We start from the raw sequence: 25,592 nt of genomic DNA, 5'->3' as shown, positions 1-25,592 counted from the left end.
GGGCGGATGCACCACCACCGCGTGATCGTCGTCGGCAGCGGCTTCGGCGGGATCTGCACCGGCGCCCGTCTCCGCGAGGCGGGCATCGACGACTTCGTCCTCCTCGAGCGCGCCGACGCGGTCGGCGGCGTCTGGCGGGACAACACCTATCCCGGCTGTGCCTGCGACGTGCAGTCGCACCTCTACTCGCTCTCCTTCGCGCCGAAGCCCGACTGGAGCCGCGCCTACGCGCCGCAGGCGGAGATCCGGCGCTACCTCGAGGGCTGCGTCGATCGCTTCGGCCTGCAGCCCCACCTGCGCCTCGGCCACGAGGTGCACGAGGCCCGCTGGGACGACGAGGCGAAGCGCTGGGAGGTGGAGACGCAGCACGGCCTCTTCACCGGCGACGTGCTCGTCGCTGCGGTGGGCGCCTTGAGCGATCCCGCCATCCCGCAGCTCCCAGGTCTCGAGCGCTTCGCCGGCAAGGCGATGCACTCCGCCCGCTGGGACCACGCCTACGACCTGCGCGGCAAGCGCGTGGCGGTGATCGGCACCGGCGCCTCGGCGAACCAATTCCTCCCGGTGATCCAGCGCGAGGTGCAGCGGCTCCTCCTCTTCCAGCGCACGCCGGCGTGGGTGCTCCCCCGCCACGACCGCACCATCGCGCCTGCGCTGCAGCGGATCTACCGCGCCTTCCCGCCGGCGCAGCGCCTCGTCCGCGGCCTCGTCTACCTCACCCGCGAGGCCCTCGCCGTGGGCTTCCTCCAGCCCTGGATCCTCCGCAGCGCGCAGCGCCTCGCCACGCGGAACATCGCCCGCTCGATCGGCGATCCGGCCCTGCGGGAGAAGCTCACGCCGCGCTACCGCATGGGCTGCAAGCGGATCCTCCTCTCCGACGACTACTACCCGGCGCTGGCGCAGCCGAACGTCGAGGTGGTCACCGATGCGATCCGCGAGATTCACGCCCACTCGATCGTCGACGCCGCCGGCACGGAGCACGAAGTCGACTGCATCGTCTTCGGTACCGGCTTCCACGTGACCGATCTGCCCTTCGCCCGCCAGGTGCGCGGCAGGGAGGGGCGCACGCTCGCGGCGGCCTGGGCCGGCAGCCCGAAGGCCTACCTCGGCACCACCGTCGCCGGCTTCCCCAACCTCTTCCTCCTCCTCGGCCCCAACACCGGCACCGGCCACACCTCGGTGGTGACGATGATCGAGAGCCAGGTCGATCATCTGCTCGGCGCGCTCCGCCACCTCGACACGCAGAACCTCGCAGCGGTGGAGCCACGGGCCGAGGTGCAGGCCGATTTCGTCCGGGAGATGGACCGGCGCAGCGAAGGCACGGTCTGGACCTCCGGCGGGTGCGAGAGCTGGTACCTCGATCGCACCGGCCGCAACTCGACGCTCTGGCCGGGCTTCACCTTCTCCTTCAAGCGGCGGGTGGAGCGCTTCGATCCCGCGGACTACCGCGGGATCCCGGAGCGGCGCCGGTAGACCTGCCTTGCACCGGCCGCCCCTGTCACGAGACAATCGCCTCTCCTACGATCTTACTTCTCGCGCGCTCACCCGAAGGATTCGGCATGCCGGAAGCCTTGCCCGCTGCACCCAACGACCGGCCGGGAAGCTCCCCGCTGGTGGGGCGGCAGGAGGCCCTGGCGAAGCTCACGTCGGCGCTCGCGAACCAGCGTCTGGTGACGCTCCTCGGACCGCCCGGCGTTGGAAAGACGCGCCTCGCCCTCGAAGCGGCGGCGACGGGCCTCTTCTGCGATCTCACCGAGGCCCGGGACGAGGCGGCGCTGCTGCTCCACGTGCTTCACGCCCTCGGCGCCAGCGCGCCGCTCGACGCCTCGGCGGCCGCGCTCTCCGAGCGGATCCGCGCGGCGCTCGGCGAGATGGGGCCGGAAGCCGTCCTCGTCCTCGACAACTTCGAGCAGCTGCCCCCAGCCGCCGACAAGCTCGTCGCCGCCTGGGCCGACGCGGGGCCGCGGATCCTCGTCACCACCCGCCGCCGCCTCGCCACCGACGCGGCCCACGCGCTGGTACTCGCGCCGCTCTCGCTGCAGCGGGCGGAAGCAGGCTGGTCCGACGCCGCGGCGCTCCTCGCAGCCCGCGCCGCCTTCTTCGCCGGCAGGCCCTTCGATACCGCGCCGGAGCGCGAGGCGATCGAGCAGCTCGCCGCAGGCCTCGATGGCCTGCCGCTGGCCCTGGAGCTCGCCGCCGCACGGCTCCGCCTCCTCTCGCCGGCGCAGCTCCTCGACAAGCTCTCCGCCCGCTTCCGCCTCCTCCGGCGCCCCGACGGCAGCCTCGGCCGCAGCGACCTGCACGAGAGCCTCGGCGCCTCCTTCTCCATGCTCGGCGAGGAGGAGCGCGGCGCGCTGGCGGCGCTCTCGGTCTTCCGCGGCGGCTTCACCCTCGAGGCGGCGGAGGCCGTGCTCGGTGACGACGGCGCGGTCTGGCCGCTCGATCACCTCCAGAGCCTGCTCGACCACTCGGTGCTCCTCATCGACGACGATCCCCTGGAGAAGCGCTACCGCCTCCTCGTCTGCGTGCGCGAATACGCCGCGCAGGAGGGCGACGCAGCGCTGCTCGCCGGAGCGGCGCGGCGCCACGCGCAGCACACCGTCGAGGCGGCCGGGAAGCACCTGGCCGCCGATCCCAGGCGCCTGCTGCTCGAGCGCGAGAACCTGGTGGCGGTGGTGGAGCGCGCGGCGGTGGTAGGGGCCGATCACGCCCTGCGCGCCGCGGATCTTCTCACCGCACCGCCGTGCCGGCTCCCCTACGCCACCGTGGAGCGCTACCTCGATCTCGCCCTCGCCGCAGGCGGCGACGAGCGCTTGCGCTGCAGGGCGCTCGTCCGGCGCGGCACGATCCGGCGCTTCCTCGCCCGCCTCGACGAGGCCGACGCCGACCTGCAGGCTGCGGCGGAGATCGCTCGGGCCGTCGGCGACAGGCCGCTCCTCGCCGAGGCACTCGCCGGGCTCGGCCACAACGCCTCGGCCCACGCCGCCTACCCCGAGACCCGGCGCTACCTCGCCGCAGCAGCGGAGGCCGATCCCGATCCGCGCCACGAGGGGCGCGCCCTCGTCATGCTCGCCAACAGCTATTGCAACGAGGACGAGCACGACCACGCCGAGGCGCTCTTCCGGCAGGCGCTCCCCGTCACCCGCCGGGGCGACGAGGATCATTGGCACGCGATGGCGCTGCTCGGGCTCGGTGTGCTCCGCCTCGAGGTCGGCGCGGTGGAGGAGGCCCGCAGCCTCGTCACCGAGGCGCTGCCGATCTTCCGCCGCCTCGCCTCGGAGCATTGGGAGGGGGTGGCGATCGGCTTCCTCGCCCGGTGCAGCCAGGAGCGTGGCGAGCTCGCGCAGGCCCTCGCGCGCTACGCCGAAGGGCTCGTGCCGATCGAGAAGGCCGGCGTGCGCCGGGCGGAAGCGGTGGCGCGGCTGCACTTCGCCTCGGCGCTCCTCGAGGCAGGCATGCCTGCCGACGCCGCGGGCCAGCTCCGCCGGGCGCACGGGCTCACCCGGTCCACCTGCGCCGACCACGAGGGCTTCGTCCTCGCCCTGCTCGCCGCTGCGGCGCGCATGCTGGGGGACGAGGGTGAGGCGGACCGGCTCTTCGCCCGGGCGGGCGAGGCCCTGGGCCGCTACAAGCGCCCGATCTGGCGTGCCGCTCTCGAGGTCCTGCAGGGCGGCACGCCGCCTGCCGATCTCGCTGCGTGCAGCGACGTGCGCCTCGCCTGCCGCATCGCGGCCAAGCTGCCGCAGCACCTCGCCGCGACCACGGCGCCGCCGCTGGTGGTGGCGGCGGACGGCAGCTTCTTCGAGGCGCCGGGCGCTGGAGGACGGGTCCCGCTCCACCGGCGCAAGGCGATCCGCGGCGTGCTCCGGGCGCTGGTTCGGCATCGGCAGGAGAAGCCCGGCGTAGCCGTCGAGCTGCCGCTCCTGATCGAGGCGGGCTGGCCGGGGGAACGGATCGTCGTCCACGCCGCAGCCGACCGGGTCTACGCGGCGATCGCCACCCTGCGTCGCCTCGGGCTGCGCGGCGTGCTGCTCCAGCAGGACGAGGGCTACCTCCTCGACCCCGACCAGCCGATCGAGCTCCGCTGATCTTTCGGCGCCCTTTCAGACCGGATTCAGACCGGTCGGGCGTAGCCTGTCTGCCTGGAGGAGGGACGAAATGCGTGCAATCTCTCTGGCCCTCGCGGCCATGTTGGGACTGGGCCTCGCTGCGTGCGGCGAAGACGAGTCCCCGAAGGACTCCGTGGAAGGCACCGGTGGCATCGGCGGGAGCGGCGCCTCCGGCGGCAGCGGTGGCAGCGGCGGTGACGGCGGCGCTGGTGGTGCCGGTGGCACGGCGGGTTCCGGTGGCACGGGCGGCGCCGGCGGCGGAGCGCCCGCGGGCTGCACGCCCGTCGAGCTCGGCCCCGACCTGGTCGGCATGTCGATGGCCACGTTCTTCCTGCAGGCCCGCGCCACCCCCGCGATCGACGGAGGGGTCCGCACCAACGCCGCCCTCGAGCTCTACGAGTGGAACGCGGTGACCGGCGAGCCGACGCCGGTGGAGCTCGGCACCTTCCCGCTGGGCGAGGGGGACAACGCCGACTACGCCACCTGCCAGCACTGCGTCCTGCTGGTGGCGCTCGACGGGAACGGGATCGCGCAGCGGCTCTTCTTCCAGGAGTCCGGCGAGATCGAGCTCACCAAATACGGCGGCTTCGAGGATTGGGGTGTCGCCGCGGGCACGGTTCGCGACGTGGCCCTGCGCGAGATCGTTCCCCTGGGGGACGGCACCTTCGAGAAGGTCGAGGAGAGCGCCTGCTACTGGATCGAGTCGTGGTCCTTCGACACCACGCCCAACAACGGCGCGCCCTGCGAGCGGGCCGAGGATTGCGCCAACACCGCGCTGCAGGTCTGCAACCCCACCACCGGCCTCTGCACCTATTCGCAATGCTCCTTCACCGGCGACGTCTGGTGTCCGGAGGGGCAGATCTGCGTGAGCCAGATCCCCGACGAGATCAGCTGGGGGGCCTGTTACAACCAGTGCATCCCCTTCACCTCCGGCGAGTGCGGCCACGAGCAGGCCTGCATTCCCCTCGGGCCCGCGCAGACCATCGGCATCTGCAAGGCGCTCGGGCCCGCCGCGCTCGGCGAGAGCTGCGACGAGCCGGACATCTCCACCGGCTGCGAGGCGGGCGCCGTCTGTGCCGGGGATCCCCCGGTCTGCACCAAACTCTGCCCCTCGCTCACCGCTGCCCCCGGCTGCCCCGAGGGCCAGGTCTGCGGCATGGACAACGTCTGCACCTCGCCGGACGACGGTGACCTGGCCGCGCTCGGCGGCCTCTGTGATCCCGCCTCGACGCCGGAGACCGCCTGCGGCGCCGACGACCAGGCCTTCCGCGGCATCTGCCTCTCGCTCTATCCGGACGTCGTCGAGCAGACCTGCCACGAGCTCTGCCGCACCGCCGAGGAGGCGCCCTGCGGCGCCGGCTCGTATTGCGCGCCGCTCTTCTCCAACCCGGACCTCGGCATCTGCTGGGTGGAGCCGGTCTGCGGCGACGGGATCCTCGATCCGTTGAACGAGGCCTGCGACGACGGCAACGCCGTCGGCAGCGACGGCTGCACCTACGACTGCAGCGCGGCGGAGTTCGGTCCGCTCTGCGCCGCGGCGCCGTCGCTTCCCCTGGGCCAGGTGGTGACGGGCACCACCGCGGGCGGCCCCACCGGCTTCGCCGCCAGCTGCCACCTCTACCAGGTGGTCCCGTCGGCGACGTACCAGTTCGTGCCGCCGGGGCCCGGCACCCTCACGGTGCAGGTCGACTCGGCGGAGGCCAACCTCGACGTGGTGGTCTACGGCGACTGCAACGATCCGATGACCGAGGTGGCGTGCGGCTCCCTCGAGGAAGCCGGCACGGCGGAGATCGTCGAGATTCCGTTCATGGAAGGCTCGACCACCCCCGCCTTCGTGGTGGTCAACGGCCGCGGCATCCGGGACGAGGGCGCCTTCGAGCTGCAGGCGCACTTCACGCCGGCGGTCTGCGGCGATGGCGTCGTCGCAGGCCCGGAGCGCTGCGACGACGGCAACACCACGGCGCTCGACGGCTGCAGCGCCGACTGCACGACGGTGGAGTGGGAGCAACTCTGCGCCGCCCTCGACCCGCTGCTGCTCGACACGCCGATCGTGGGGAACACCGAGAACGGCGCCGACAACCTCGAGGGCGCCGGCATCTGCGCCGCCTGGGCAGGTGACGGCTGGGACGAGATGTTCGCCTTCACCGCCCCGTCGGACGGCACGCTCTCGCTCCACCTTACCGAGGAGACGGTGGACCACGTGGTCTACGTGGTGGACGGATGCGGCCCGGTGGCGGAGTGGGAGGACATCGTCTCCTGCTCCAACTTCGGCCGGCCGGGGACCTCCGGCTACGAGGAGCTGCAGGTGATGCTCACCGCTGGGCAGGAGGTCACCGTGGTGGTCGAAGGCTTCCTGCCGCGGGAGCGCGGGCCCTACGTGCTCACCGCCACCTTCGAGTAGCGCGCCATCGAGAAAGCCGGGGAGGGACCGGCCAGGGGGCGCCCGCTGCAGCTGGGCGGGCGTCCCCGCTTTTCCCCGACTCTGTTAGAACGGTCGCTCTGCAGCCGCCCGGCTGCACGAGGAGCGCCCGTGCAGAAGTACAAGCTCGCCGTCTTCGACTTCGACGGCACCCTCGCAGACACCGCCGGCTGGTTCTTCGAGGTGCTGGGCGAGGTGGCGCAGCGCTATCGCTTCCGCCAGCTCGACGCAGCGGCGCTCGAGCGGCTCCGTGGCGCGGACAACCGCACGATCATCCGGGAGATGCGCGTGCCGTTCTGGAAGATGCCCTTCATCGTCCGGCACATGCGGGCCCTCGCCACCAGGGACGTGGAGAAGATCACCCTCTTCCCGGACGTGCACGAGATGCTGGCGCACCTGCGCGAGCACGGCGTGCAGGTGGCCATCGTCAGCTCGAACGCCGAGGTGAACATCCGCCGCACCCTCGGCACACGGAGCGCCCACCTCGTCGCCCGCTACGCCTGCGGCGCCTCGATGTTCGGCAAGCCGGCGAAGCTGCGGCAGGTGCTCCGGGAGACCGGCATCCCCGGGGCCGAGGCGATCTACGTCGGCGACGAGACCCGCGACGTGGACGCAGCCCGGACGGTGGGGATGCAGGCCGGCGTGGTGAGCTGGGGCTTCATCCACGTGGAGCGCCTCCGGGCCCTCGAGCCCGACGAGTGTTTCGCCACGGTTGCGGAGCTTGCCGAGCGCCTCACCGGCACGCCCCTGCGTCGATCCGCCGGGTAGGGCACGACCCGGTCCGGCGGGTGCGGATTCCCGCACTACCCGCGAAGCCGGCCCCCATGTCATCGCTCTACCTTGCCGACGAACGTCCGCTCGCATCGCGGAACGGTAGGAGGAGCCATGAACCGATTGCGTCCGAGAAACACGAACTGGCGAAGCAGCCTGCTCGCCATCGCGCTCCTGGCTGCAGGTGTCGCCGCTTGTGGAGACGAGCCGCCGTTGGCGGTGGTGGACGGCGGCGGCGCTGGCGGGACGGGCGGCACCGGTGGCAGCGGCGGCGCTGGTGGTACCGGCGGCGCCGGTGGAACGGGCGGCACCGGCGGAACCGGCGGCAGCGGCGGCGAAGTCGTCGAGCCGCCGGAAGGCTGTGTGCCCCTCGAGCTCGGCAATGCGGTCACCGGCTCCTCGCAGCTCGCGACCTACTTCGCAGAGGCCCGCGCGACCCCGGGGATCGCGGGCTTCGCTCGCAGCAACGTCGCCATCGAGCTCTACAACTGGAACAACGTCACCGGCGACTCGCTGCCGATCGAGCCGGGGACCTTCTCCCTCGCAGAGGCGCCCAACGACGACTACGCGCAATGCCAGCATTGCGTGCTGCTGGTCGCGCTCGACGCACAGGGCATGGCGCACCGCTTCTTCTTCCAGAAGACGGGTGAGCTGGAGCTGATCGCGTACGACGAGGACGGGACCAACATCGCCGCGGGGACCATCCGGGACGTCGCCCTCCGCGAGATCCTCCCGATCGACTGGAAGACCTGGCAGGACGTTCCCGAGAGCGACTGCTACTGGATCCGGGAATGGTCCTTCGACACCCGGCCGAACAACGGCGCACCCTGCGAGAAGGCCGAGGACTGCGCCAACGCCAGCCTGCAGGTCTGCAATCCGAACACGGGCATGTGCACCTACAACCAGTGCTCCTTCACCGGCGACGTGATGTGCCCGAGCGGGCAGGTCTGCGTGAGCCAGACCGCGGGCAACGAGAGCTGGGGCGCTTGTTACAACGCGTGCACGCCCTTCACCTCGGGGGCCTGCGGCCACAACCAGGCCTGCGTGCCGATCGGTCCCACCCAGGAGGTCGGCGTCTGCAAGGCGATCGGCACCGCCTTGCCGGGCGAAGCCTGCGACTCGCCCGACATCGGCACCGGCTGCGTCGCCGGGGCGACCTGCGTGGGCGAGCCCGGCATCTGCCGGAAGATGTGCCCCTCGCTGGCCGACGATCCCGGTTGCCCCGCGGGCGAGATCTGCGGCTTTCAGAACCACTGCCTGCCGGCGGAAGAGGGGGACGGCGCGCCCGTCGGCGCGATCTGCGATCCGGCGTCGCCGACCGAGACGCCCTGCGGCCCCGGCGAGGAAGCCTTCGGCGGCATGTGCCTCTCGCTCTTCCCGGAGGTCCCCGAGCTGACCTGCCACGAGCTCTGCCGCACCGCGGTGGAGGGCGCCTGCGGCGACGGCAGGCATTGCGCGGCGCTCTTCCTCAACCCCGAGCTCGGCATGTGCTGGCCCGATCCGGTCTGCGGCGACGGCACCCTCGACGTGCTCTACGAGGCCTGCGACGACGGCAACACCGACGCCGGCGATGGCTGCGCCGCCGACTGCCTCGCGGCGGAGTTCGGACCGATCTGCGCGGCGGCCCCCACCCTCACCCTCGACACCACCATCACCGGCACCACCGCCTCCGGCCCCACCGGCTTCATCAGCAGCTGCCACGTCTACCAGGTGATCCCCAGCGCGGTCTTCCAGTTCGTCCCGCCGGGGCCCGGCACCCTCCGGGTGACGGTCGCGTCGGAGGAGGCGAACTTCGATCTCGTCCTCTACGACGATTGCGTCGACCCCGGCAGCGAGAGCCTCTGCCGCTCGCTGGCGGACGACGGCCCCGAGGCCTTCGAGTTCGATTTCCTCGAGGCGAGCACCACGCCCTCCCTCCTCGTGGTGACGGGCATGGGCATGGGCGACGAAGGGGCCTTCGAGCTCGAGGCCCACTTCACCCCGGCGGTCTGCGGTGACGGCGCGATCGCAGGTCCCGAGGCGTGCGACGACGGCAACACCGACGCTGGCGACGGCTGCAACGCCGATTGCAGCGCAGTGGAGTGGACCGAGCTCTGCGCCAGCCTCGATCCGCTCGTGCTCGGCACGCCGATCCAGGGCAATACCGCGGAGAGCTACGACGCCCAGAAGAGCGCGGGCATGTGCGCCACCGTCCACGGCGACGACATGGACGAGATGTACCGATTCACCGCGCCTTCGGACGGCACGCTCCGCGTCCGCCTCACCGAGCCCACGGCGGATCTGTCGCTCTACGCCATCGGCGGCTGCGGGCCGCTGGTGCGGCGGGAGGACATGCTCGACTGCTCCAACGGGAATCCGGCAGGAGATTTCGGCCACGAGGAGCTGGAGATCGAGCTCTCCGCCGGCGATCGGATCACCGTGGTGGTCGAGGGCCACTGGCCGCTGTCGCGCGGCCCCTACGTGCTCGAGGCCTCGTTCGAGGCCGAGCAGTAGCTGCGGCTACGGGAGCAGGCGCCCGGTGCAACGGGCGCCCGCTCCTGCAGGGTGGGCTGGCGCGCAGCGCCGCGCCGCCTATCCTGCCCGGATGGAGAAAGCGCGCCGGCGCCTCGGCGCCACCGACCTGCGGGTCTTCCCCCCTTTGCCTCGGCGGCAACGTCTTCGGCTGGACCGCCGATCGCGGCGCGACCTTCGCCGTCCTCGACGCCTACCGCGAGGCTGGCGGCAGCAACTTCGTCGACACCGCCGCCGTCTACGGCAGGTGGGTGCCGGGCCACCGTGGCGGCGAGTCGGAGGAGCTCCTCGGCGCCCTGCAGATCCACCTCGCGCCGGCGGCGATGCAGGCCCTCGAAGCCTGATCGCAGCCACCTTGCTTCAGTCGGCGTACTTCATGCCGCAGCCGTAGGCCTGCGTCGCCGCGGTGGTGACCTGCCGGCCTTCGGCGAGCTCGGTGAGGGCAGCGTCGACGTAGTTCTTCGCTGCGGCGATGTCGGCCTCGTCGGCGGAGGGCACGCTGTCGATCGCGCCCGTGTAGACGAGCTGCCCCTTCGCATCGATCACGTACATGTGCGGGGTGGCCCTGGCGCCATAGGCCTTGCCCACCTTGCCGTCCGGATCGAGGAGGTAGGCGCTGGGCGTCGCGCCGGCCTCCGTCATGATCGCCTTCGCCCCGGCGGCGTCGACGTGGCCCTGCTTCCCCTTCGCCGACGAATTGACGACGAGCCAGATCACGCCCTTCCCGGTCCAGCGCTTCTGCAGCGCCTGCATGTTGCCGCTCTCGTAGTGCTTCTTCACGAAGGGGCAGCCGTCGTTGGTCCACTCGAGGACCACCGTCTTGCCGGCGAACTCCGCGAGGCTGCGCGCCTTGCCGTCGGTGTCCTGCAGGGTGAAGGCAGGCGCCGGCGCGCCCACCTTCGCTGCGGCGAAGGCGAAAGCGGGCAGCACGAGGAGCGCCAGCGACCCGAGAAGCGAGAGGCGGAGGGACATGCGTTGGCTCCCGATCAGAGGGTCTCGAGGTGCTCGCGCACCGTCGCTTCGGTGAGGATCTGCGGCAGCACCACCGGCTCGCTGCCGTCGCCGCGGTAGAAGAGGTAGAGCGGCACGCCGCTCCTGCCGTATTTCTCGAGGGTGCGGGTGATCGCCGGATCGCGGTTGGTCCAGTCGCCCTTGAGGTAGGTGACGCCCTTCTCCGCGAAGAGATCCTGCACGCCCTCGGTGCTCATCGCGGTCCGCTCGTTGACGAGGCAGGTGACGCACCACGCAGCGGTGAAGTTGACGAAGACCGGCTTGTCGCTGGCGAGCAGCGCGTCGACCTTCTCCTCGCTCCAGGGCTCCGCCGCCACCTTCGCGCCGGCGGGCGTCGCCGCTTCTGCAGGGGCCGCGCCCTCGGGGAGCTCGAAGAGCAAGAGCGAGGCCACCGCCACCGCGCCGATGCAGGAGGTGGCGCCGACCCGGCGCATCAGCGTGCCGGCCAGGCGCGACGAGCCCCAGGCCCACGCGGCGAAGGCGACGAGGACGAGGCCCGCGAGCACGGCGGCGAGGCCCTCGGAGCCGACCTGCAGGTGGAGTACCCAGACCAGCCACGCCACCGTGCCGTAGAGCGGGAAGGCGAGGGCCTGCTTGAGCGTCTCCATCCACGCGCCGGGGCGGGGGAGGAGCCGGTGCATCGCCGGCACGAAGCTCAAGGCGAGGAAGGGCAGGGCGAGGCCGAGGCCCAGGGCGAGGAAGATCGAGAGCGCCACCACCGCAGGCTGGAGGATCGCGTAGCCGATCGCCGCGCCCATGAAGGGCGCGGTGCAGGGCGTCGCCACCACCGTGGCGAGGACGCCGGTGAAGAACGAGCCGGAGAGGCCGGGGCGCGAGGCGAGCGAGTTGCCCACGCCGACGATCGAGCCGCCGAAGTGGAGGACGCCCGAGAGGCTCAAGGCCATGGCGAGGAGCACATAGGTGAGGACGGTGACGAAGGCGGGCGACTGGAGCTGGAAGCCCCAGCCGATCTGCGCCCCGCCTGCGCGCAGCAGGAGCAGGCCACCGGCGAGGGCGCCGAAGCTGGCGAGGATGCCGGCGGTGTAGGCGACGCCGTGGAGGCGGATGCGGCCCGGCGACTCGGAGGCCTGCTGCGCCACGCCGAGCACCTTGAGCGAGAGCACGGGGAAGACGCAGGGCATCAGGTTGAGGACGATGCCGCCCAGGAGCGCGAGGCCCAGGGCCTGGAGGAGGCCGGGGCCACCTTCGTCCGATTCGCCGCCTGCTGCAGCCGTCGGCGCCGCTGCGATTGCCGCGGCCTTGGCCGTGGTGGCGCGGAGGGTGAAGGCCTGCTTCGCGGTGCTGCCGCCGAGATCCTCCTCGAAGACGAGGATGCCCTCGAGGGCGGTGGGGGCTTCCGCTGCGAGCGCGCTCTGCGCGAGCAGGAGCGAGAGGCCCGCCTCGCTGCGCTCGAGCTTCTGCGCCGCGCCGTGTTCGACCTGCTCGGCGGCGCCGGGGAAGAAGAAGGCCGAGGTGACGGTGGCCTTGCCGAGGGCCGGGGCGTCGACCTGGAGGCGGATCCCCTCCTTCTCGGTGCGGAGCGAGGCAGGCCACGGCAGCTCGGTCGGCAGCATCTTCGCCGCGGCGGCGAGGGCGGAAGCGGCCTTCTCGTCGGCGGCGCCGACCTTCACCTTCTGCTGCAGGGTGGCGCGGCCGGGGATGCACTCCTCCTTGCAGACCAGCCAGCGGACCTCCGCCTGCAGATCGAGCTCGGCGCCCTGCTGCAGATCCGCGGGGGCCTTCACGTCGGTGAGGTGCACCACCTCGTCGGCGTAGCCGAAGCTGACCACCGGCCCCTGCTCGAAGCGGATCGGCGTGGGCCACTGGATCGGGCCCGCGTCGAAGCCCGCCGGCAGCGTCCAGTCGATGCGCGTGGGCAGGCCGGCGTCACCGGGGTTCTGCCAGTAGACGTGCCAATCCTCCGCGAGGCGGAGGCGCACGCCGATGGGAAAGCTCTTGCCCGCGGCGATGGCGGCGGGATCGACGACCAGGTCGCCCTGGACGAGATCCTCCATCCGCGGAAGCTCCTCCGTTGCGGCGGCAGGTCGGGCGAGGAGCAGCGCGAGGAGGGGGAGGAGGCAGGCGATTCGAAGCGACTTCATCGTGGACATCCCGGCGATGAGAGGCGGGCCCGCGGATTGCGGGCCTGCCGGCACGTACCCGTTCAAACACCGAACGGGCCGGCGATCCAGTGCGGCTTTTTGCGCGCGTCGCCGGCAGCCTACCGCGAATCGGGAAGGGTGAGACCTGTACCGATGTTCGGGGCGGCGGAAACGCCGGCGCCGCTTGCATCGAATGGGATGCACGGGCATCCCAGTGCGGTTCCCGAAAAACGCCATCCCAGGAGTCTGCATGCGTCGCACGTTCGCGACCTCTCTCACCGCCCTCTCCCTCGCGACCCTCGGCGCCACCGCCTGCGCCAAGGATCCCACCGCCGGCAAGACCGAGGCCGCCGTCGCCGAGGCGAAGCAGGTCGAGGCTGCCCCCGCCGCGGCGCAGCGCCTCGTCATCACCCCCGCGGAGTCGAAGATCGGCTTCGTCGGCGCGAAGGTCACCGCGCAGCACGTCGGCGAGTTCCGTGACTTCGAGGGCAAGATCGCCCTGGTCGACGGCAAGCTCGAGGGCGGCCAGATCGAGTTCGCGGTCAAGCCCGCCTCGGTGCTCGTCGACGGCGGCCTGCCGAAGCTCGAGGGCCACCTCGTCTCCCCGGACTTCTTCGACGCGGCGAAGTACCCGGAGGCGCGCTTCGTCTCGACCGAGATCAAGCCGGGCAGCGAGACCGCCGGCATGACCCACACCGTCACCGGCAACCTCGAGATCCGCGGCACCAGGCGCAGCGTCACCTTCCCGGCCCTGGTCGAGATGGCCAACGACATGGTGCGGGCGAAGACCGAATTCGGGATCAACCGCAAGGACTTCGGCATCCAGTACCCCGGCATGCCGGACGATCTGATCAAGGACAACGTCCTGATCCGCGTCGATCTCAAGGCGCCGCGCGCCAACTGATCACGCGGCGCGCGTCTCTTTGGCGAGGCCCGGCACTGGAGACGGTGGCCGGGCCTCCTTCGTTGCTGTCACCGGTGGCCGTTGCCGGAACTCCGTACCTGCGTGTCCAAGGTGGCAGGGACGGGGGAATGCAATGCGAAACGGTAAGTGTGGTTTGGGGATCTCGGTGGTGGCGGCGCTGCTGGTGGCTGCGTGCGGCGGGGAGCAGCAGCGGCAGGTGGGCGCGATCGGCGACGGGGGCAGCGGCGGGACCGGCGGTGTCGGGGGCGTCGGCGGTGCGGGTGGAAGCGGCGGGGTCGGTGGTGTTGGTGGTGTTGGTGGTGTTGGTGGCGCGGGTGGCGCCGGCGGTGCGGGGGGCACCGCTGGCGCAGGCGGGAGCGGCGGTGTCGGTGGCGCTGGCGGGGAGGCGGGTGCGGGCGGCGCCGGTGGTGAAGGCGGCGGTGGCGGCAGCGCCGGGGAGGAAGGCATCTGCGGCAACGGCGTGCTCGAGGGGGCGGAAGAATGCGACTGGGGCAGCGCCAACGGCCCGATCACGCCGGACGGCTGCAGGTCCGACTGCACCGCTGCCCGCTGCGGCGATGCGGTGATCGATTCGGACGAGAGCTGCGACGACGGCAACACCTGGAGCGGCGACTTCTGCTCGGCGAGCTGCGCCCACGAGACAACGACGGTCGACTCGCGCCTCTCGGTGCAGGGCGTCCTCGACGCCGCCGACGCGATCTACAAGCGGCCGGATGTCGGCTGCAGCGCCCTCACCACCACGCAGCACCTCTTCGAGTCGGTGCGGATCGCGAACTCGTCGGGCTACGTGCAGACGGCGCGGATCACGGCGAACTTCTTCGGTGGCGAGGGGCTGCTCTTCGTCTACGAAGGCCCGTTCTCGCCGGCGCTGCCCCTCGACGGCTGCGGCCTCGCCGCCATCGGGAGCAGGCTGAACGGCCACCGCAGCCAGATCGAGGACGTGGTGCTCCAGCCGGGCGACGAGATCACCGCGGTCCTCACCGCCGTGAAGGAATTCGACACGGAGGGCGTCCTGCCGCTGCACTACGCCCTCGAGGTGGAGGTGGCCTGGTGCGGCGACCAGGCGAAGAACCTCGGCGAGAGCTGCGACGACGGCAACAACGAGGACGGCGACGGCTGCTCTTCGACCTGCACCCGGGAGTCGGTGCTCGAGGCCGAGCCCAACGACAAGCGGATCGACGCTTCACCGCTGCCGCACCACACGCTGATCGAGGCGGACCTCGGCGCAGGTGACGAGGATTGGTTCGTCTTCGGGGGCACCGACGGCGTGCAGCAGCGCCTGCGCTTCGCCACCGGCGCACCGGAGCGTTGCGTGGAGAGCCTGGCGGGCAAGGCCCGGATCCTCGACATGCACGGCCTCGAGCGCGCGCGGGCGGAGCAGACGACGCCCTGCGCCGACCTGGTCTGGACGCCGCCCGCCACCGGGCACTACTTCCTGCAGGTCGTCGCGGAGGGCCCCGGCAACACCGTGCCCTATTTCGTCGAGGTGGAATGAGGAAGCGCGGGCTTCCGTGTCGATGTCGGCACGGAAGCCCGCCGCTCAAGCCTCTTCGAGCGGCCGCGCAGTGCCTCGAGGTCCGCCCGGATGCAGGGGACGCGAGGAGACCACGCCCTTCGTCCAGCGCGCCTCGTGCCGGGGGTCGAACATCAGCGCGGCCACGTCGGCGCGGGGCCGCCGGATCAGCACTGCGGGGTGCACGTCGATTCCCATCCCGTCGCCTCCTTCAGGCCTGCAGCACGCGCTCGAGCTTCTCGAGGCAACCGAGCCAGCCCTGCTCGTGCTGGCTCCGGCTCTCCGCCGAGGCCAGCCGCTCGTGCCGCAGCAGCAGCTCGGTGGAGCCGCCCCGGTCGAAGAGCTCCACGGTCACCAGCGACTCGTGGCGATCCGGCCCCTCCCAGCCCCAGGTGAAGACGAGGCGGCGGTTGGGCACGATCTCGCGCCAGGTGCCGTGGGTCGCGTGCACCGAGCCGTCGGGATCGCGCATCTCGATCCGGTAGCTGCCGCCCACGCGGAGGTCGACCTCCACGGCGGCGCTCATCGCGCCCGGCGCGAACCATTGCTGCATCCGCTCGGGCATCGTCCACGCCGCGAAGACCACTTCCGGCGCAGCGGGTAGGACCCGCCGCATCTCCAGCACCGCTGCCTCGATCTCGAGCTGCCTGCTCATCTCTTCCTCCTCGGGGGCCTGGCCTCGTCCCGGAGCATCCGCTCCAGCGCGTCGAGGCGGTCGGTCCAGAATCGCCGGTAATGGGCGAGCCATTCGTCCGCGGTGCGGAGGGCCTCCGCGTCGAGCCTGCAGCGCGCGGTGCGCCCTTCCCAGCGCCGGTCGATCAGCCCGGCGGCCTCGAGCACCTTGAGGTGCTTGGAGACGGCGGCGAGCGAGATGGCGAAGGGGGCGGCGATCTCGCCGACGCTGCGCTCGCCCTCCGCCAGGCCGGCGAGGATCGCCCGGCGGGTCGGGTCGGCGAGGGCGTGGAAGATCGCGTCGAGGCGGGGCGATGGATCAATCATGCGGTTGAATATCGTGGAGCGCCGCTGCGATTGTCAACCCATCGGTTGAATCACCTGCAGCCGGGGAAGCGCCTGCTATGCTGCGGCACTTCGAAGGAGGCGCCGATGAAGACCGCCGGAAGCAAGGCCGAAGACCTCGTGCGCGAGGCGGCCCTGGCCTTTCCCGAGGCCTACGAGGAGCGGCCGTGGGGTGAGGTCGCCATCAAGGTCCGCAAGAAGGTCTTCGTCTTCATGGGGACCTCCGAGGGCCGCTTCGGCCTCTCGGTGAAGCTGCCCCACTCGCATCCCGAGGCGCTGCTCCTCCCCTTCGTGGAGCCGACGGGCTACGGCCTCGGCAAGAGCGGCTGGGTCTCTGCCCGTTTTCAGCAAGGGGACGCGCCGCCGATGCCGATGATCCGCGCCTGGCTCGAGGAGAGCTACCGGGCGGTGGCGCCGAAGAAGCTGGCGGCGCTGCTCGACGTACCCGCCGAGCCGCCAGCTACGCCGAAGCGCCCCCGGAAGACCGCCTCGAAGTGAGCTCAGCTCGAAGCGATGATGTGGGCCACCTGCTGCCGATCGCTGGAGAAGGGGAACGCCGCGAAGATCTGGTGGCCGTTCTGGCGGTCGAGGACCTTCGGCCAGAGGATCCGCAGCGCCTCCACCTTGTCGCTGGAATGGGGGAACTCGTCGAGGAGCGCGAGCACCTGCGGCACCACGAAGAAGTTCATCCCCACGGCGGAAGCGACCACGGCGAGCTTGTCGCTGCCGAAGGGGATGCGATCGACCGTGCGGTGCAGGGAGGCGAAGGAGGCGTCGTCCATCGGCAGCAGCGCAGGGGGCTGCGGTGCCGCAGGGGGGCCGATCCGACGCAGGCGGCGCACCTGGCGCTCCATGTGCTGGAGCCTGTCGTCCACGTGGTGCAGGCGGCTCTGGACCCTGTCGCGATCGATCCTGCGGCGGGAGACGTCGCGGTCGATGGCGCGGACTTCCTGCTGCAGCGCCCGGAGCTCCCGGAGCAGCTGCTCGATCTCGTCGGGTCCGCGGCCCCGGGCCTGTGCCGGCGCTGCGGTGAAGAGACCGAAGGCCAGCAGGACTGCAGCCACCCAGCGCCATTTCGTCGTGTCGTTGCGCATCGTTGCCTCCTGCAGCAAGGGACGGCGGGCGGCGCGGGTCGATTCATGCGGGCAGGAGCGGCGAGGGGGCGCCGCCGCTCACCAGCCAGAGCTGGTGGGTGGTGCGGGTCACCGCCACGTGGAGCCTGCGGCGCGCGTCGAAGGTCGCCGGGAAGGTGCGCGCCGAGGCGTCGAGGACCACCACGTAATCCCACTCGAGCCCCTTCGCCTCGTCGACGTCGGTGACGTCGATGCCGGGCTCGAAGGAGAAGCCGCCGTCGAGGACGAGGCGCGCGTCGGGCCTGTCGGCGACGAAGGGGAAGAAGCGCCGCGCGGCCTCCGCCTCGTTGGTGATCACCGCCACCGAGGCGCCTGGTTCCCGGTCGAGCAGATCGCGCAGCGCGCCGGCGACGAAGAGCTGCGCCTGCGCCTGGTCGGCGAAGGTGAAGCGGCCCACCGGCGCGCCCTCGCGGGCGGCGCGGGTCTCCTTCGCCGGCGCCATGCTCCCGAGCAGGTGGCGGGCGAGCTCGGTCACCGGCCGCGGGCAGCGGTAGGAGGTGGAGAGCCTGCAGACCGAGGCATCACCGACGCCCAGCACCTCGAGCGATTCCCTCCAGCCGGCGAAGCTCGAGGCGGTCTGCTGCGCCTCGTCGCCAGCCAGGGTGGCGCCGCGGCTCTGCTCGATCGAACGCCCCAGCACGTGGAGCTCGAAGAGGGAGAAATCCTCCGCCTCGTCGAGGACGAGATGGGAGATCGGCGCTGCCTCGAGGCTGCCTGCCCACGCGCGGAGGCAGAGGAGGAGGGGCAGATCCTCGAGATCGACGGTGCCGCCCAGCTCCTCCGGCGTCCCCTCCCAATAGGCGGCGCCGTCGAGGGCGATCTTCCGCGACTCGTCGGTGATCGATTCCGCCTCCCGCTCCGCCGGGGCGGCGAGCTGGAGCAGGGTGTGGCGCACCGTCTCCTCGATCGCGGTGCGGGGCAGATCGCCTCCTGCGGCGTCGACCACCGCAGCGAGGAAGCCCCGGTCGGTGAAGCGGTCGGCGAGGAAGGCGCGCATCCGTTGCAGCGAGGGGCGCTTGCCGAGGGTGCGGCCCTGATCGCGCAGGGCACGGAAGAGGGCGGGGTGGCGCTTGAAGCTGCTGGTGAGCGCCGGCGGATCGAAGCAGAGCTTCAGCTTCCTGCCGAAGAGCGCCTGCCCCCGCTCGACGAAGAAGGCGTCGAGGGTGGAGATCTGCGCCTCGCCGGCGCCGAGCGGCTCGAGGAGCCGGCGCGAGAGCCGGGCCAGACCCTTCTCCGGCACCACCACCTGCATCTCGTCGAGCGCGTGGGCGCCATCTGCAGCGAGGCGGGCGAGCCGGTGCAAGGCCACGGTGGTCTTGCCGCTGCCGGCGCTACCGAGGACGAGGAGGGGCTGCTCGGGCGGCGCCGCGATCGCCGCGTACTGCTCCTGGTCGAGGAGGGCGGTGACGTCGGTGGTCCGCGCCCGCTGCACCGCACCGACCCCGACGCCCAGGGCGCCGGGGCGCGTCGCCGTGCCGGCACCGCCGCCTGCCAGCGCCAGCGCCGCCGCATCGCCGCCGACCCAGCCGCCGGTGAGCCGCCTGCGCAGGGAGATGCCGTCGCCGACGATACCGACGAGCTCGCCGCGTTCGATGGTGACGATGCGGCGCGCGAGGACGACGCCCTCGGCGAGTCTGCCGGGGAGCTGCTCCTCGTATTCCTCGCCCTCACGGTACCGGTAGAAGATCTTCGCCAGCGCTGCCGACCGCCAATCGATCACGTGGATGCCGGCGGCGCGGTCGATGAAGGTGGCGTGGCCGAGGAGGTAGTCCCGGACCCTGCCGTCCTCCTCGAGGCGCAGGTGGGCGAGGTAGGGCGCGAGGGGATCGGGGAGCTGGGACCCCTGCCTGCCGAGGAGGCGGTGGCGGACCGCCATCTCGAGGAGGACGCCGGGCAGGTCCTCGGGTCTGGCGCAGCGGGTCTCGTCGCGGAGGGCCTGCATCGTCTCCACTTCGGCCTCGGGGCCGGGGCGGGTACCGGTGGCCGCAAGCGCGCCGCGCAGGGCCTCGAGGACCCGGGCGAGCAGCGCCTGCTCCTCCTCGATCACGGTGCGTGCCATCTCCGAGAGGGAGGCGAGCTCTTCCATGTTCGTCTTCAAGCGGCGTGACCCCTTGCCAGGCGCAGCAGCGCAGACCGCATGGGTAACGCCTCTAAACCCACGTGACTACACCGTTTTTCCGCACTTGCGGAGGAGGCCGGACCGATGGATGATCATGGTCGACGCTTGGCCGCTCCGCAGTGGATGGGTAAGGCGGGGTGACCCTGACTCCCCGGAGCTGCCGATGCGCCTTTCCGCCTCTCTTCCGCTGATCCTCGCCGCTGCCTGCGCCCACGGCGACAAGGCACCGGCGCCCCCTGCGCCGCAGCAGCAGGTGCCGCCGCCGGATCTGCCGGCGGTTTTCGCCGGCACCCTGCCCTGTGCGGACTGCCCGGGGATCGAGACGCGCCTCGTCTTCCTCGATCCGGCGCGCTACGTGCTGGCGGAGCGCTTCCTCGAGCGGGAGGTGGAGCCGCGCTTCTCGAGCGGGGCCTGGGTGCTGGAGGGCGAGACGCTGCGCCTCGCGGATCGCGCCTTCCGCTGGGACGGCGAGACGCTCCTCGCCCTCGATGCCGGCGGGAAGCCGATCCCGGTGCAGGGGCGGAACACGCTCTCGCCCGGCGAGGCGCCCACGCTTGCCTTCGGCACCATCCGCCGCACGACCGATGGACTGAAGCTCGAGCCCTGTGGCGGCGGCGCGCGCATCGAGGTGGTGGACGGCACCGCGCATCTTTCGCAAGCGATCGAGGAGCTGCCCGGCTCCTTCGTGGAGCTGGTGGCGCTGCCTGCCGGCGAGCAGCTGTGGGCGGTCGATCTCCAGCGCATCGCGATGGAGGGGCCCGGCTGCGAGCAGCTGCCGACGGGCCTGGTGGCGCGGGCCTCGGGGAACGAGCCGTTCTGGGGACTCGAGATCGACCAGCGCTCCTTGCGCCTGGAGCGGCTCGGGCAGGATCCGGTGGGCACGCCGTGGGCACCCTTCCGCTGGGAGCGGGGGGCGTACCGCTATTTCGCCGATGCGGGCGAGACCAGGCTCGGGGTGGTCCTCACCCCGGGTTTCTGCCCGGACACCATGGCGCCCGTCGCCACCGGCTACCGCGCCGAGGTGGAGGTGAACGGCGAGAAGCTGCAGGGCTGCGCGTGGCTCGGCACCGAGTGGAAGCGGCTCGACGGACCATGACCATGTGAGGTGCAGGAACCCGCACTACTCCGCTCTCTGCCGCTGCGGGATAGCAGCGATCGTCCGGCGGGCGAGGCAGCCCGCCAGCTGCCGGCAGGCCCGGCGACCGGGGGATCGATGCGGAACGCGGGATGGCTGGTTGCGGCGCTGCTCTTCGCCGCTGCTTGTGGCTCGAGTGATGGCGGTGGCAGCGGCGCCGGCGGCAGCGGCGGTTCCGGGGCGGTGGGGGGAAGCGGCGGTACGGGTGGCGTGGGCGGAACGGGCGGAATCGGTGGCACCGGCGGCACCGGTGGCAGCGGCGGTACGGGCTCGGGCGGCACGGGGGGCGTCGGCGGCGCCGGTGGTGCAGGCGGCGAGGGTGGCGCCGGGGGCGCCCCCGCCAGCGAATTCCTGCAGGAGCTCGCCGAGAAGCTCGTCGCCCTGCGCGACGGCGAGGCGGTGGACTTCGACGGCGACGGCCACGCGGAGACCACCCTCGTCGACAACGGCGACGGCACCTCCACCTTCGCCGAGGACACCGATGGCGACGGCTGGTTCGAGTACCTCTCCGTGATCGAAGACGCGGGCAACTCGGTGAGCGAGGTGGACGCCAACGCCGACGGCATCCCCGAGCAGCACCTCGAGGTGACGATCACCGAAAACGCCCAGACCCGCGTGATCGTCGACGACCTGGACGAGGACGGCTACGCGGACCGCCGCATCACCTGGACCGTGCACCGCGACACCGCGGACAAGGTGCAATTCACCGAGGAGAGTGCCGCCGCAGGTGGCGGCTGGGTGCTGCTCCGCACCGAGGAGCAGCTGAAGACCCGGCACGCAGGCGGCAGCTGCGAGGGGATGGACAACTTCCCCGACGAGGGGGAGGACGTCTCCCTCATCCCCGACGGCAGCGACAACGTCACCATGGTCACCGGCAGCCCGACCAACGGCAACTGCAACTTCGCCGACGCGCAGGCGATCCGCGACGCGGTGGAGTGCGCCCTCGACCGCGGGATGAAATGCCTCGCTGACACCAACAGCGCCAACAACAACGCGATGAAGAAGGCCCTCGCCGGCAAATCGGTGATGCCGCTGCGCATCGGCTGCGGCAACGTCTGCGCGGGCGCCATCGCCAGCACGCGCTCCTACGACCGGCCGTGGTTCACCGACTCGAAGATGAACGTGAACATGGACGAGTTCTCGAAGCTCGATGCGGACGGGCAGTGCAGCATCATGCTCCACGAGCTGATGCATTGGGCGGGCAACGGCGGCGACGGCGATCACAACGACGCCGGCGGCGACGGCGGGGACGACGTCTACTCCTGCGGCCGCTACTGCGGCGGCTGCTCCAACGCGGGACACGGCGCCCCGGGAAACAGCGCCATCGACTGCGCCCGCTGCGCCGATACGAAGGCGCGCAAGCTCCAATGCGGCGCGAAGATCGAGCACGAGGAGGCCGATTGCGGCGGCGAGCTCGGCGGCGTCTGCCACGCGGGCCTCGGCTGCATCGCCGGCGATTGCCAGACCTGCGGCGGCCCCGTGACCCGCGACTGCGACGGCAACGTCGTCGAGGCGGAGGCCACCTGCTGCGTCGAGTGCCCCTCCAATTGCAACGCCTCCAACGACGTTCCCTGCGGCGCCGGCGGCAGCTCGAGCGACACCTGCCAGCCGAGCACGCCGCCCCATTGCGGCAACTGAACGGGCTTCGACGAGGCGGCGGGGCGTGGGGGCGCTTGCCAAGCGGTCCGGTGGCGCACAGCTTTCCCATCGCAGCTGCGCACGAACGCCCTGGAATCGAGCCGCGTGCAGGACCTTCCGTCGCCCCGTGCAACCGCCCGTTCGGGAGGCGACGGGCACCTGCCACCTCGACCGCCGGGCCCTCGCCACAGGAGCCGCACATGGGTACGAGAGGAAGGCCGACGTTCGCCAAGCGCCAGAAGGAGCAGGCCCGGGCCGAGAGGCAGAAGCGCAAGGAGGAGCGCAAGGAGCAGCGCCAGGCCGAGAGGGCCGACCGCGGCGACCTCACGCCCGGCGCGGATCCGGACATCGCCCACATCGTCCCGGGCCCCCAGCCGATCTACGAGGAAGAGGAGGCGGTTTAGGCTTCTTTCGTTGCGGCGGGCGCAGCGGCAGCGGAGATTCGGTCCCTGGATGCCGATCCTGCGCCCGCTCGTCGATCTCGTTCGCCTCGCCCCTGCGCGTCCCGCCATCGCGGCGGGCCTGCGCGCCGGGGCCGCAGCGGTCCTGCCGCTGGTGGCGAGCCAGCTGCTCTCTGCAGAGCTCCTCTCCTACGCGGGCATGGGCGGCTTCATGACCGCCCTGGTCGACAAGGGCGGCGCCTATCGGACCCGCGGCGCGGTGATGGCCGCGGTGGTCCTCTTCGGGTGCCTCGCCTCCTTCCTCGGCAGCCTCGCCGCCAACTCGCTCGTCGCCACGCTGCCCCTCGCCTTCCTCTGGCTCCTCGGCGCGGGGCTGGCGCAGGCGGGCGGCGCCGGTGCCGCCAGCGCCGGCACCCTCACCGCGATCATCCTCGTGGTCGCGCTGGCCCGTCCGGTCGATTCGGTGGAGGCCGCTCTCGCCAGCGCGGCCGCAGTGGCTGCTGGCGGCCTCGCGGCGATGGCCATGGCGCTGCTGCTCTGGCCGGTGCGCCTCTACCGGCCCGCCCGCTTCGCCATCGCCCGCTGCTGGGACGCCCTCGCCGAGCACGCGCAAAGCCTGGCCGATCGAACGCCCGGCGGAGAGGAGGAGAGGGCCCGCCTCATCCACGGCCAGCGGGCGGTGGTGCGGGGCCACGTCGAGGAGGCCCGCCGCATCCTCACCGCCACCCGCCGCGGCAGGCAGGCGGAGAGCGAGCGGGGCGAGCGGCTCTTTGCGCTGCTCGAGAACGCCGACCAGGTCCTCGGCGCCTGCATCGCCATCGACGGCTGGCTGGAGGCCGCGCGGGAAGACGAGCTCCCCCCGATTGTCACCGCGCTCCGGACGCTGGAGGGGAGCGCCCACGCGATCGCCCTGCTCCTCCGCACCGACGGCGTGCAGGGGCGCCCCGTCCCGCGGATCACCGAGACCGGGCCCGCCGCAGCCCCGCGGCTCCTGGGCCGGCTCGCCCGCCATCTCGAAGGAGCGGCGGAGGCGGCTGAGGGGCTCGCCGACGCGAGACCCCTCCGTGGCCCGGCGCCCACGCTCGCCTTCCCCAGCGAAAGGCGCGGCCTCGGCGCCACGCTGCGTGGGACGATCGACCCGCGCTCGGTGATCCTGCGCCACGCCCTGCGCCTCGCGCTCGCGGGGACCGCCGCCGCCGCTGCGGTCGGCCTGCTGCGGATCGAGTACGGCTATTGGGTGACGATCACGGTGGTGGCGATCCTCCAGCCCTGGACGGCGGCGACGATCCAGCGGGGGCTGCAGCGGATCGGCGGCACCGTGCTCGGCGCGCTGATCGCCATCGCCGCCGTGGCGTGGGTCGACGATCGCCTCACCTTCGCCGCCATCGTCTTCGTGCTCTGCAGCGCGAGCGTGGCGCTCCTGCCGCTCAACTACGGCGTCTTCTCCGTGCTCCTCACCCCGGCCTTCGTGCTCCTCGCCGAGCTCGGCACCGGCGACTACCAGCTCGCCTGGATCCGCATCCTCGACACGCTGGTCGGCGGGGCGATCGCGCTGGTGGCGGCGCGGCTTCTCTGGCCTGCGTGGGAGAAGCACCGCTTCCCCGAGGAGCTCGCCGCGGCGCTGCGCTCCTCCGCCGGCTGGATGCGGCAGCTGGGCGAGGGGGATCCCGACAGCACGGCGACGGAGCGGGCCCGGCGGCAGGTGGGCATCGCCGTCCTCAACGCGGAGGCCTCGCTGCAGCGCCTCCTCGCCGAGGCCTGGCGGGAGGACCTCGAGCCGCTCATCGCCCTCACCCTCTACCTGCGCCGGGTCCACGCCACCGCGCTGGCGCTCTTCTCCGACCGCAGCCTGCCTGCCGCCACGCGGCGCTCGATCGGCGCTGGCGCCGCGGTCTTCCTCGAGCAGATGGCCGATGCGATCGCCGCTGGACTCCCACCCGCCGCCGGCGACGATCTGCCCGGGCTCGAGGCGCTGGCTGGAACGGCGCAGCCGCTCGCGGAGCGGCTGGTGCGCCAGCTCTTCATCGTCCACGGCGCAGCGGTCCGCGGTTTCGCCGGCGGCGCCTTCCGCTGATCAGCGCGTTCCTGCCGGCGCGCCGGTCAGCGCGGCGGGGCGGCGAAGGCGCGCGAAGATCCAGAGGTGCCCCAGCAGGATCCAGGGGAGCACGAGCACGGGGAGGAGGGTGAAGGGAAAGTCCTGCATCGGGGCGAAGAGCGTGCGCTCGCCGTCGATCCAGATCAGCCGCTGCGCGGTGCCGAGGGCGAGGAGGATGTCGAAGAGCGCGAGGGCGTTCCAGGCGAAGACCAGCCGCCGCGATCCCCTGCCGGCGAGCCACGCCGCAGGCAGGGCCAGCGCGCCTGCCACGACGTCCCCGATGCCGGCGTTCCACGCGAAGGTCGGGTGGAGCTCGCCTGCAGCGCCGAGGGCGAGGAAGGCGGCGCCGTAGCCCACCCGCACGAGGTGGAAGAGGATCGCGGGGCGCAGATCCGCGGTGGCGGTGAAATGCCGGAAGGCCTCCGAGCGGCGATGGACGAGGAGGGCGAGGGTGGTGATCCCGATCACCAGCGCCGGGACGATCGCCGGGAGGCGGATGACGTGGCGCCCGATCACCTCGGAGACGGCGACGACGAGGGCGCCGGCGAGCCAGGCGACGAGGGCGAGGCGGACCTTGCGGGACCGGGGATCGATTGCAACGGAAAGGGTCGACATATTCTCTTCTCCCAATGCGGCGCTTCCCGCGCCGACCGAGCGCCCGGTGGGGCGCTCCAACACACAGCGATTTGCGCGCGC

At 72.1% G+C, this 25,592-nt stretch carries 20 protein-coding genes; 12 read left to right on the top strand and 8 right to left on the bottom strand.

The features are described 5' to 3' along the window. Window positions 1-6 precede the first annotated feature (6 nt). The 5 genes from ACESMR_RS09880 to ACESMR_RS09860 all read left to right on the top strand — a co-directional run bounded on the left by ACESMR_RS09880 (window position 7) and on the right by ACESMR_RS09860 (window position 9,789). Window positions 7-1,470 carry a flavin-containing monooxygenase gene (locus ACESMR_RS09880; protein ID WP_373046891.1) on the top strand — a complete coding sequence of 488 codons (1,464 nt, stop codon included), beginning with the start codon at window positions 7-9 and terminating at the stop codon, window positions 1,468-1,470. Window positions 1,471-1,556: 86 nt separating this feature from the next. Next, window positions 1,557-4,085, top strand: a complete 2,529-nt coding sequence (locus ACESMR_RS09875) for an ATP-binding protein (RefSeq protein WP_373046890.1) — start codon at window positions 1,557-1,559, stop codon at window positions 4,083-4,085. Between the two features lie 70 nt (window positions 4,086-4,155). Then, complete coding sequence (locus ACESMR_RS09870; protein WP_373046889.1) at window positions 4,156-6,507, top strand: DUF4215 domain-containing protein; 2,352 nt, start codon at window positions 4,156-4,158, stop codon at window positions 6,505-6,507. 129 nt (window positions 6,508-6,636) lie between these two features. After that, window positions 6,637-7,293 (top strand): HAD hydrolase-like protein, encoded by a 657-nt coding sequence (locus tag ACESMR_RS09865; protein ID WP_373046888.1) that lies wholly within the window; start codon window positions 6,637-6,639, stop codon window positions 7,291-7,293. A gap of 117 nt (window positions 7,294-7,410) precedes the next feature. Next, complete coding sequence (locus ACESMR_RS09860) at window positions 7,411-9,789, top strand: DUF4215 domain-containing protein (protein WP_373046887.1); 2,379 nt, start codon at window positions 7,411-7,413, stop codon at window positions 9,787-9,789. A gap of 378 nt (window positions 9,790-10,167) precedes the next feature. Here ACESMR_RS09860 and ACESMR_RS09855 read toward each other — a convergent pair whose 3' ends face one another. Both ACESMR_RS09855 and ACESMR_RS09850 read right to left on the bottom strand, forming a co-directional pair. Then, entirely contained in the window at window positions 10,168-10,779 is a 612-nt protein-coding gene (locus ACESMR_RS09855) for a thioredoxin family protein (RefSeq protein WP_373046886.1), read from the bottom strand. A 14-nt stretch (window positions 10,780-10,793) separates the two neighbouring features. Further along, window positions 10,794-12,920 carry a protein-disulfide reductase DsbD family protein gene (locus ACESMR_RS09850; protein ID WP_373046885.1) on the bottom strand — a complete coding sequence of 709 codons (2,127 nt, stop codon included), beginning with the start codon at window positions 12,918-12,920 and terminating at the stop codon, window positions 10,794-10,796. A 250-nt stretch (window positions 12,921-13,170) separates the two neighbouring features. On the opposite strand from ACESMR_RS09850, the gene ACESMR_RS09845 reads away from it, so the two are divergent. Both ACESMR_RS09845 and ACESMR_RS09840 read left to right on the top strand, forming a co-directional pair. Then, window positions 13,171-13,824, top strand: a complete 654-nt coding sequence (locus ACESMR_RS09845; protein ID WP_373046884.1) for a YceI family protein — start codon at window positions 13,171-13,173, stop codon at window positions 13,822-13,824. A gap of 133 nt (window positions 13,825-13,957) precedes the next feature. Then, window positions 13,958-15,340 carry a hypothetical protein gene (locus ACESMR_RS09840; RefSeq protein ID WP_373046883.1) on the top strand — a complete coding sequence of 461 codons (1,383 nt, stop codon included), beginning with the start codon at window positions 13,958-13,960 and terminating at the stop codon, window positions 15,338-15,340. A gap of 45 nt (window positions 15,341-15,385) precedes the next feature. On the opposite strand, the gene ACESMR_RS09835 is transcribed toward ACESMR_RS09840, so the two are convergent. From ACESMR_RS09835 to ACESMR_RS09825, 3 genes are read right to left on the bottom strand one after another with little or no spacing between them, the layout of a single operon-like run. Then, window positions 15,386-15,556 carry a hypothetical protein gene (locus ACESMR_RS09835; RefSeq protein ID WP_373046882.1) on the bottom strand — a complete coding sequence of 57 codons (171 nt, stop codon included), beginning with the start codon at window positions 15,554-15,556 and terminating at the stop codon, window positions 15,386-15,388. Between the two features lie 13 nt (window positions 15,557-15,569). Continuing rightward, the gene (locus tag ACESMR_RS09830) at window positions 15,570-16,013 is read right to left on the bottom strand and encodes an SRPBCC domain-containing protein (protein WP_373046881.1); all 444 of its coding nucleotides are present in this window, start codon (window positions 16,011-16,013) and stop codon (window positions 15,570-15,572) included. Further along, window positions 16,010-16,357, bottom strand: a complete 348-nt coding sequence (locus ACESMR_RS09825) for an ArsR/SmtB family transcription factor (RefSeq protein ID WP_373046880.1) — start codon at window positions 16,355-16,357, stop codon at window positions 16,010-16,012. Before ACESMR_RS09825 ends, ACESMR_RS09830 begins: the two co-directional genes overlap by 4 nt. Window positions 16,358-16,462: 105 nt before the next feature. Between ACESMR_RS09825 and ACESMR_RS09820 the strand changes: the two genes are divergently transcribed. Continuing rightward, entirely contained in the window at window positions 16,463-16,873 is a 411-nt protein-coding gene (locus ACESMR_RS09820) for an MmcQ/YjbR family DNA-binding protein (RefSeq protein ID WP_373046879.1), read from the top strand. A gap of 2 nt (window positions 16,874-16,875) precedes the next feature. Here ACESMR_RS09820 and ACESMR_RS09815 read toward each other — a convergent pair whose 3' ends face one another. Both ACESMR_RS09815 and ACESMR_RS09810 read right to left on the bottom strand, forming a co-directional pair. After that, window positions 16,876-17,469 carry a DUF4476 domain-containing protein gene (locus ACESMR_RS09815; protein WP_373046878.1) on the bottom strand — a complete coding sequence of 198 codons (594 nt, stop codon included), beginning with the start codon at window positions 17,467-17,469 and terminating at the stop codon, window positions 16,876-16,878. A 43-nt stretch (window positions 17,470-17,512) separates the two neighbouring features. Then, window positions 17,513-19,594 (bottom strand): ATP-binding domain-containing protein, encoded by a 2,082-nt coding sequence (locus ACESMR_RS09810; protein ID WP_373046877.1) that lies wholly within the window; start codon window positions 19,592-19,594, stop codon window positions 17,513-17,515. A gap of 196 nt (window positions 19,595-19,790) precedes the next feature. Between ACESMR_RS09810 and ACESMR_RS09805 the strand changes: the two genes are divergently transcribed. From ACESMR_RS09805 to ACESMR_RS09790, 4 genes are all read left to right on the top strand, one after another. Further along, window positions 19,791-20,723, top strand: a complete 933-nt coding sequence (locus ACESMR_RS09805) for a copper resistance protein NlpE N-terminal domain-containing protein (RefSeq protein ID WP_373046876.1) — start codon at window positions 19,791-19,793, stop codon at window positions 20,721-20,723. 117 nt (window positions 20,724-20,840) lie between these two features. Beyond that, window positions 20,841-22,400 carry a hypothetical protein gene (locus tag ACESMR_RS09800; protein ID WP_373046875.1) on the top strand — a complete coding sequence of 520 codons (1,560 nt, stop codon included), beginning with the start codon at window positions 20,841-20,843 and terminating at the stop codon, window positions 22,398-22,400. Window positions 22,401-22,600: 200 nt separating this feature from the next. After that, the gene (locus tag ACESMR_RS09795; protein WP_373046874.1) at window positions 22,601-22,804 is read left to right on the top strand and encodes a hypothetical protein; all 204 of its coding nucleotides are present in this window, start codon (window positions 22,601-22,603) and stop codon (window positions 22,802-22,804) included. 49 nt (window positions 22,805-22,853) lie between these two features. Then, the gene (locus ACESMR_RS09790) at window positions 22,854-24,875 is read left to right on the top strand and encodes an FUSC family protein (RefSeq protein WP_373046873.1); all 2,022 of its coding nucleotides are present in this window, start codon (window positions 22,854-22,856) and stop codon (window positions 24,873-24,875) included. Here ACESMR_RS09790 and ACESMR_RS09785 read toward each other — a convergent pair whose 3' ends face one another. Continuing rightward, entirely contained in the window at window positions 24,876-25,511 is a 636-nt protein-coding gene (locus tag ACESMR_RS09785; RefSeq protein ID WP_373046872.1) for a hypothetical protein, read from the bottom strand. Between the last annotated feature and the right edge of the window lie 81 nt (window positions 25,512-25,592).

The sequence above is a fragment of the Vulgatibacter sp. genome, from assembly GCF_041687135.1.
GTDB lineage: Bacteria > Myxococcota > Myxococcia > Myxococcales > Vulgatibacteraceae > JAWLCN01.
The sequence above is the reverse complement of the archived record's forward strand: the minus strand, read 5'-3'. Positions and strand labels throughout refer to the sequence as shown.

Bases quoted from the DNA above. Each gene is read 5' to 3' on its own strand.
- ACESMR_RS09880 (WP_373046891.1), top strand. From the start codon at position 7: ATGCACCACCACCGCGTGATCGTCGTCGGCAGCGGCTTCGGCGGGATC.
- ACESMR_RS09875 (WP_373046890.1), top strand. From the start codon at position 1,557: ATGCCGGAAGCCTTGCCCGCTGCACCCAACGACCGGCCGGGAAGCTCC.
- ACESMR_RS09870 (WP_373046889.1), top strand. From the start codon at position 4,156: ATGCGTGCAATCTCTCTGGCCCTCGCGGCCATGTTGGGACTGGGCCTC.
- ACESMR_RS09860 (WP_373046887.1), top strand. From the start codon at position 7,411: ATGAACCGATTGCGTCCGAGAAACACGAACTGGCGAAGCAGCCTGCTC.
- ACESMR_RS09855 (WP_373046886.1), bottom strand. From the start codon at position 10,779: ATGTCCCTCCGCCTCTCGCTTCTCGGGTCGCTGGCGCTCCTCGTGCTG.
- ACESMR_RS09850 (WP_373046885.1), bottom strand. From the start codon at position 12,920: ATGAAGTCGCTTCGAATCGCCTGCCTCCTCCCCCTCCTCGCGCTGCTC.
- ACESMR_RS09845 (WP_373046884.1), top strand. From the start codon at position 13,171: ATGCGTCGCACGTTCGCGACCTCTCTCACCGCCCTCTCCCTCGCGACC.
- ACESMR_RS09840 (WP_373046883.1), top strand. From the start codon at position 13,958: ATGCGAAACGGTAAGTGTGGTTTGGGGATCTCGGTGGTGGCGGCGCTG.
- ACESMR_RS09835 (WP_373046882.1), bottom strand. From the start codon at position 15,556: ATGGGAATCGACGTGCACCCCGCAGTGCTGATCCGGCGGCCCCGCGCC.
- ACESMR_RS09830 (WP_373046881.1), bottom strand. From the start codon at position 16,013: ATGAGCAGGCAGCTCGAGATCGAGGCAGCGGTGCTGGAGATGCGGCGG.
- ACESMR_RS09825 (WP_373046880.1), bottom strand. From the start codon at position 16,357: ATGATTGATCCATCGCCCCGCCTCGACGCGATCTTCCACGCCCTCGCC.
- ACESMR_RS09820 (WP_373046879.1), top strand. From the start codon at position 16,463: ATGAAGACCGCCGGAAGCAAGGCCGAAGACCTCGTGCGCGAGGCGGCC.
- ACESMR_RS09815 (WP_373046878.1), bottom strand. From the start codon at position 17,469: ATGCGCAACGACACGACGAAATGGCGCTGGGTGGCTGCAGTCCTGCTG.
- ACESMR_RS09810 (WP_373046877.1), bottom strand. From the start codon at position 19,594: ATGGAAGAGCTCGCCTCCCTCTCGGAGATGGCACGCACCGTGATCGAG.
- ACESMR_RS09805 (WP_373046876.1), top strand. From the start codon at position 19,791: ATGCGCCTTTCCGCCTCTCTTCCGCTGATCCTCGCCGCTGCCTGCGCC.
- ACESMR_RS09800 (WP_373046875.1), top strand. From the start codon at position 20,841: ATGCGGAACGCGGGATGGCTGGTTGCGGCGCTGCTCTTCGCCGCTGCT.
- ACESMR_RS09795 (WP_373046874.1), top strand. From the start codon at position 22,601: ATGGGTACGAGAGGAAGGCCGACGTTCGCCAAGCGCCAGAAGGAGCAG.
- ACESMR_RS09790 (WP_373046873.1), top strand. From the start codon at position 22,854: ATGCCGATCCTGCGCCCGCTCGTCGATCTCGTTCGCCTCGCCCCTGCG.
- ACESMR_RS09785 (WP_373046872.1), bottom strand. From the start codon at position 25,511: ATGTCGACCCTTTCCGTTGCAATCGATCCCCGGTCCCGCAAGGTCCGC.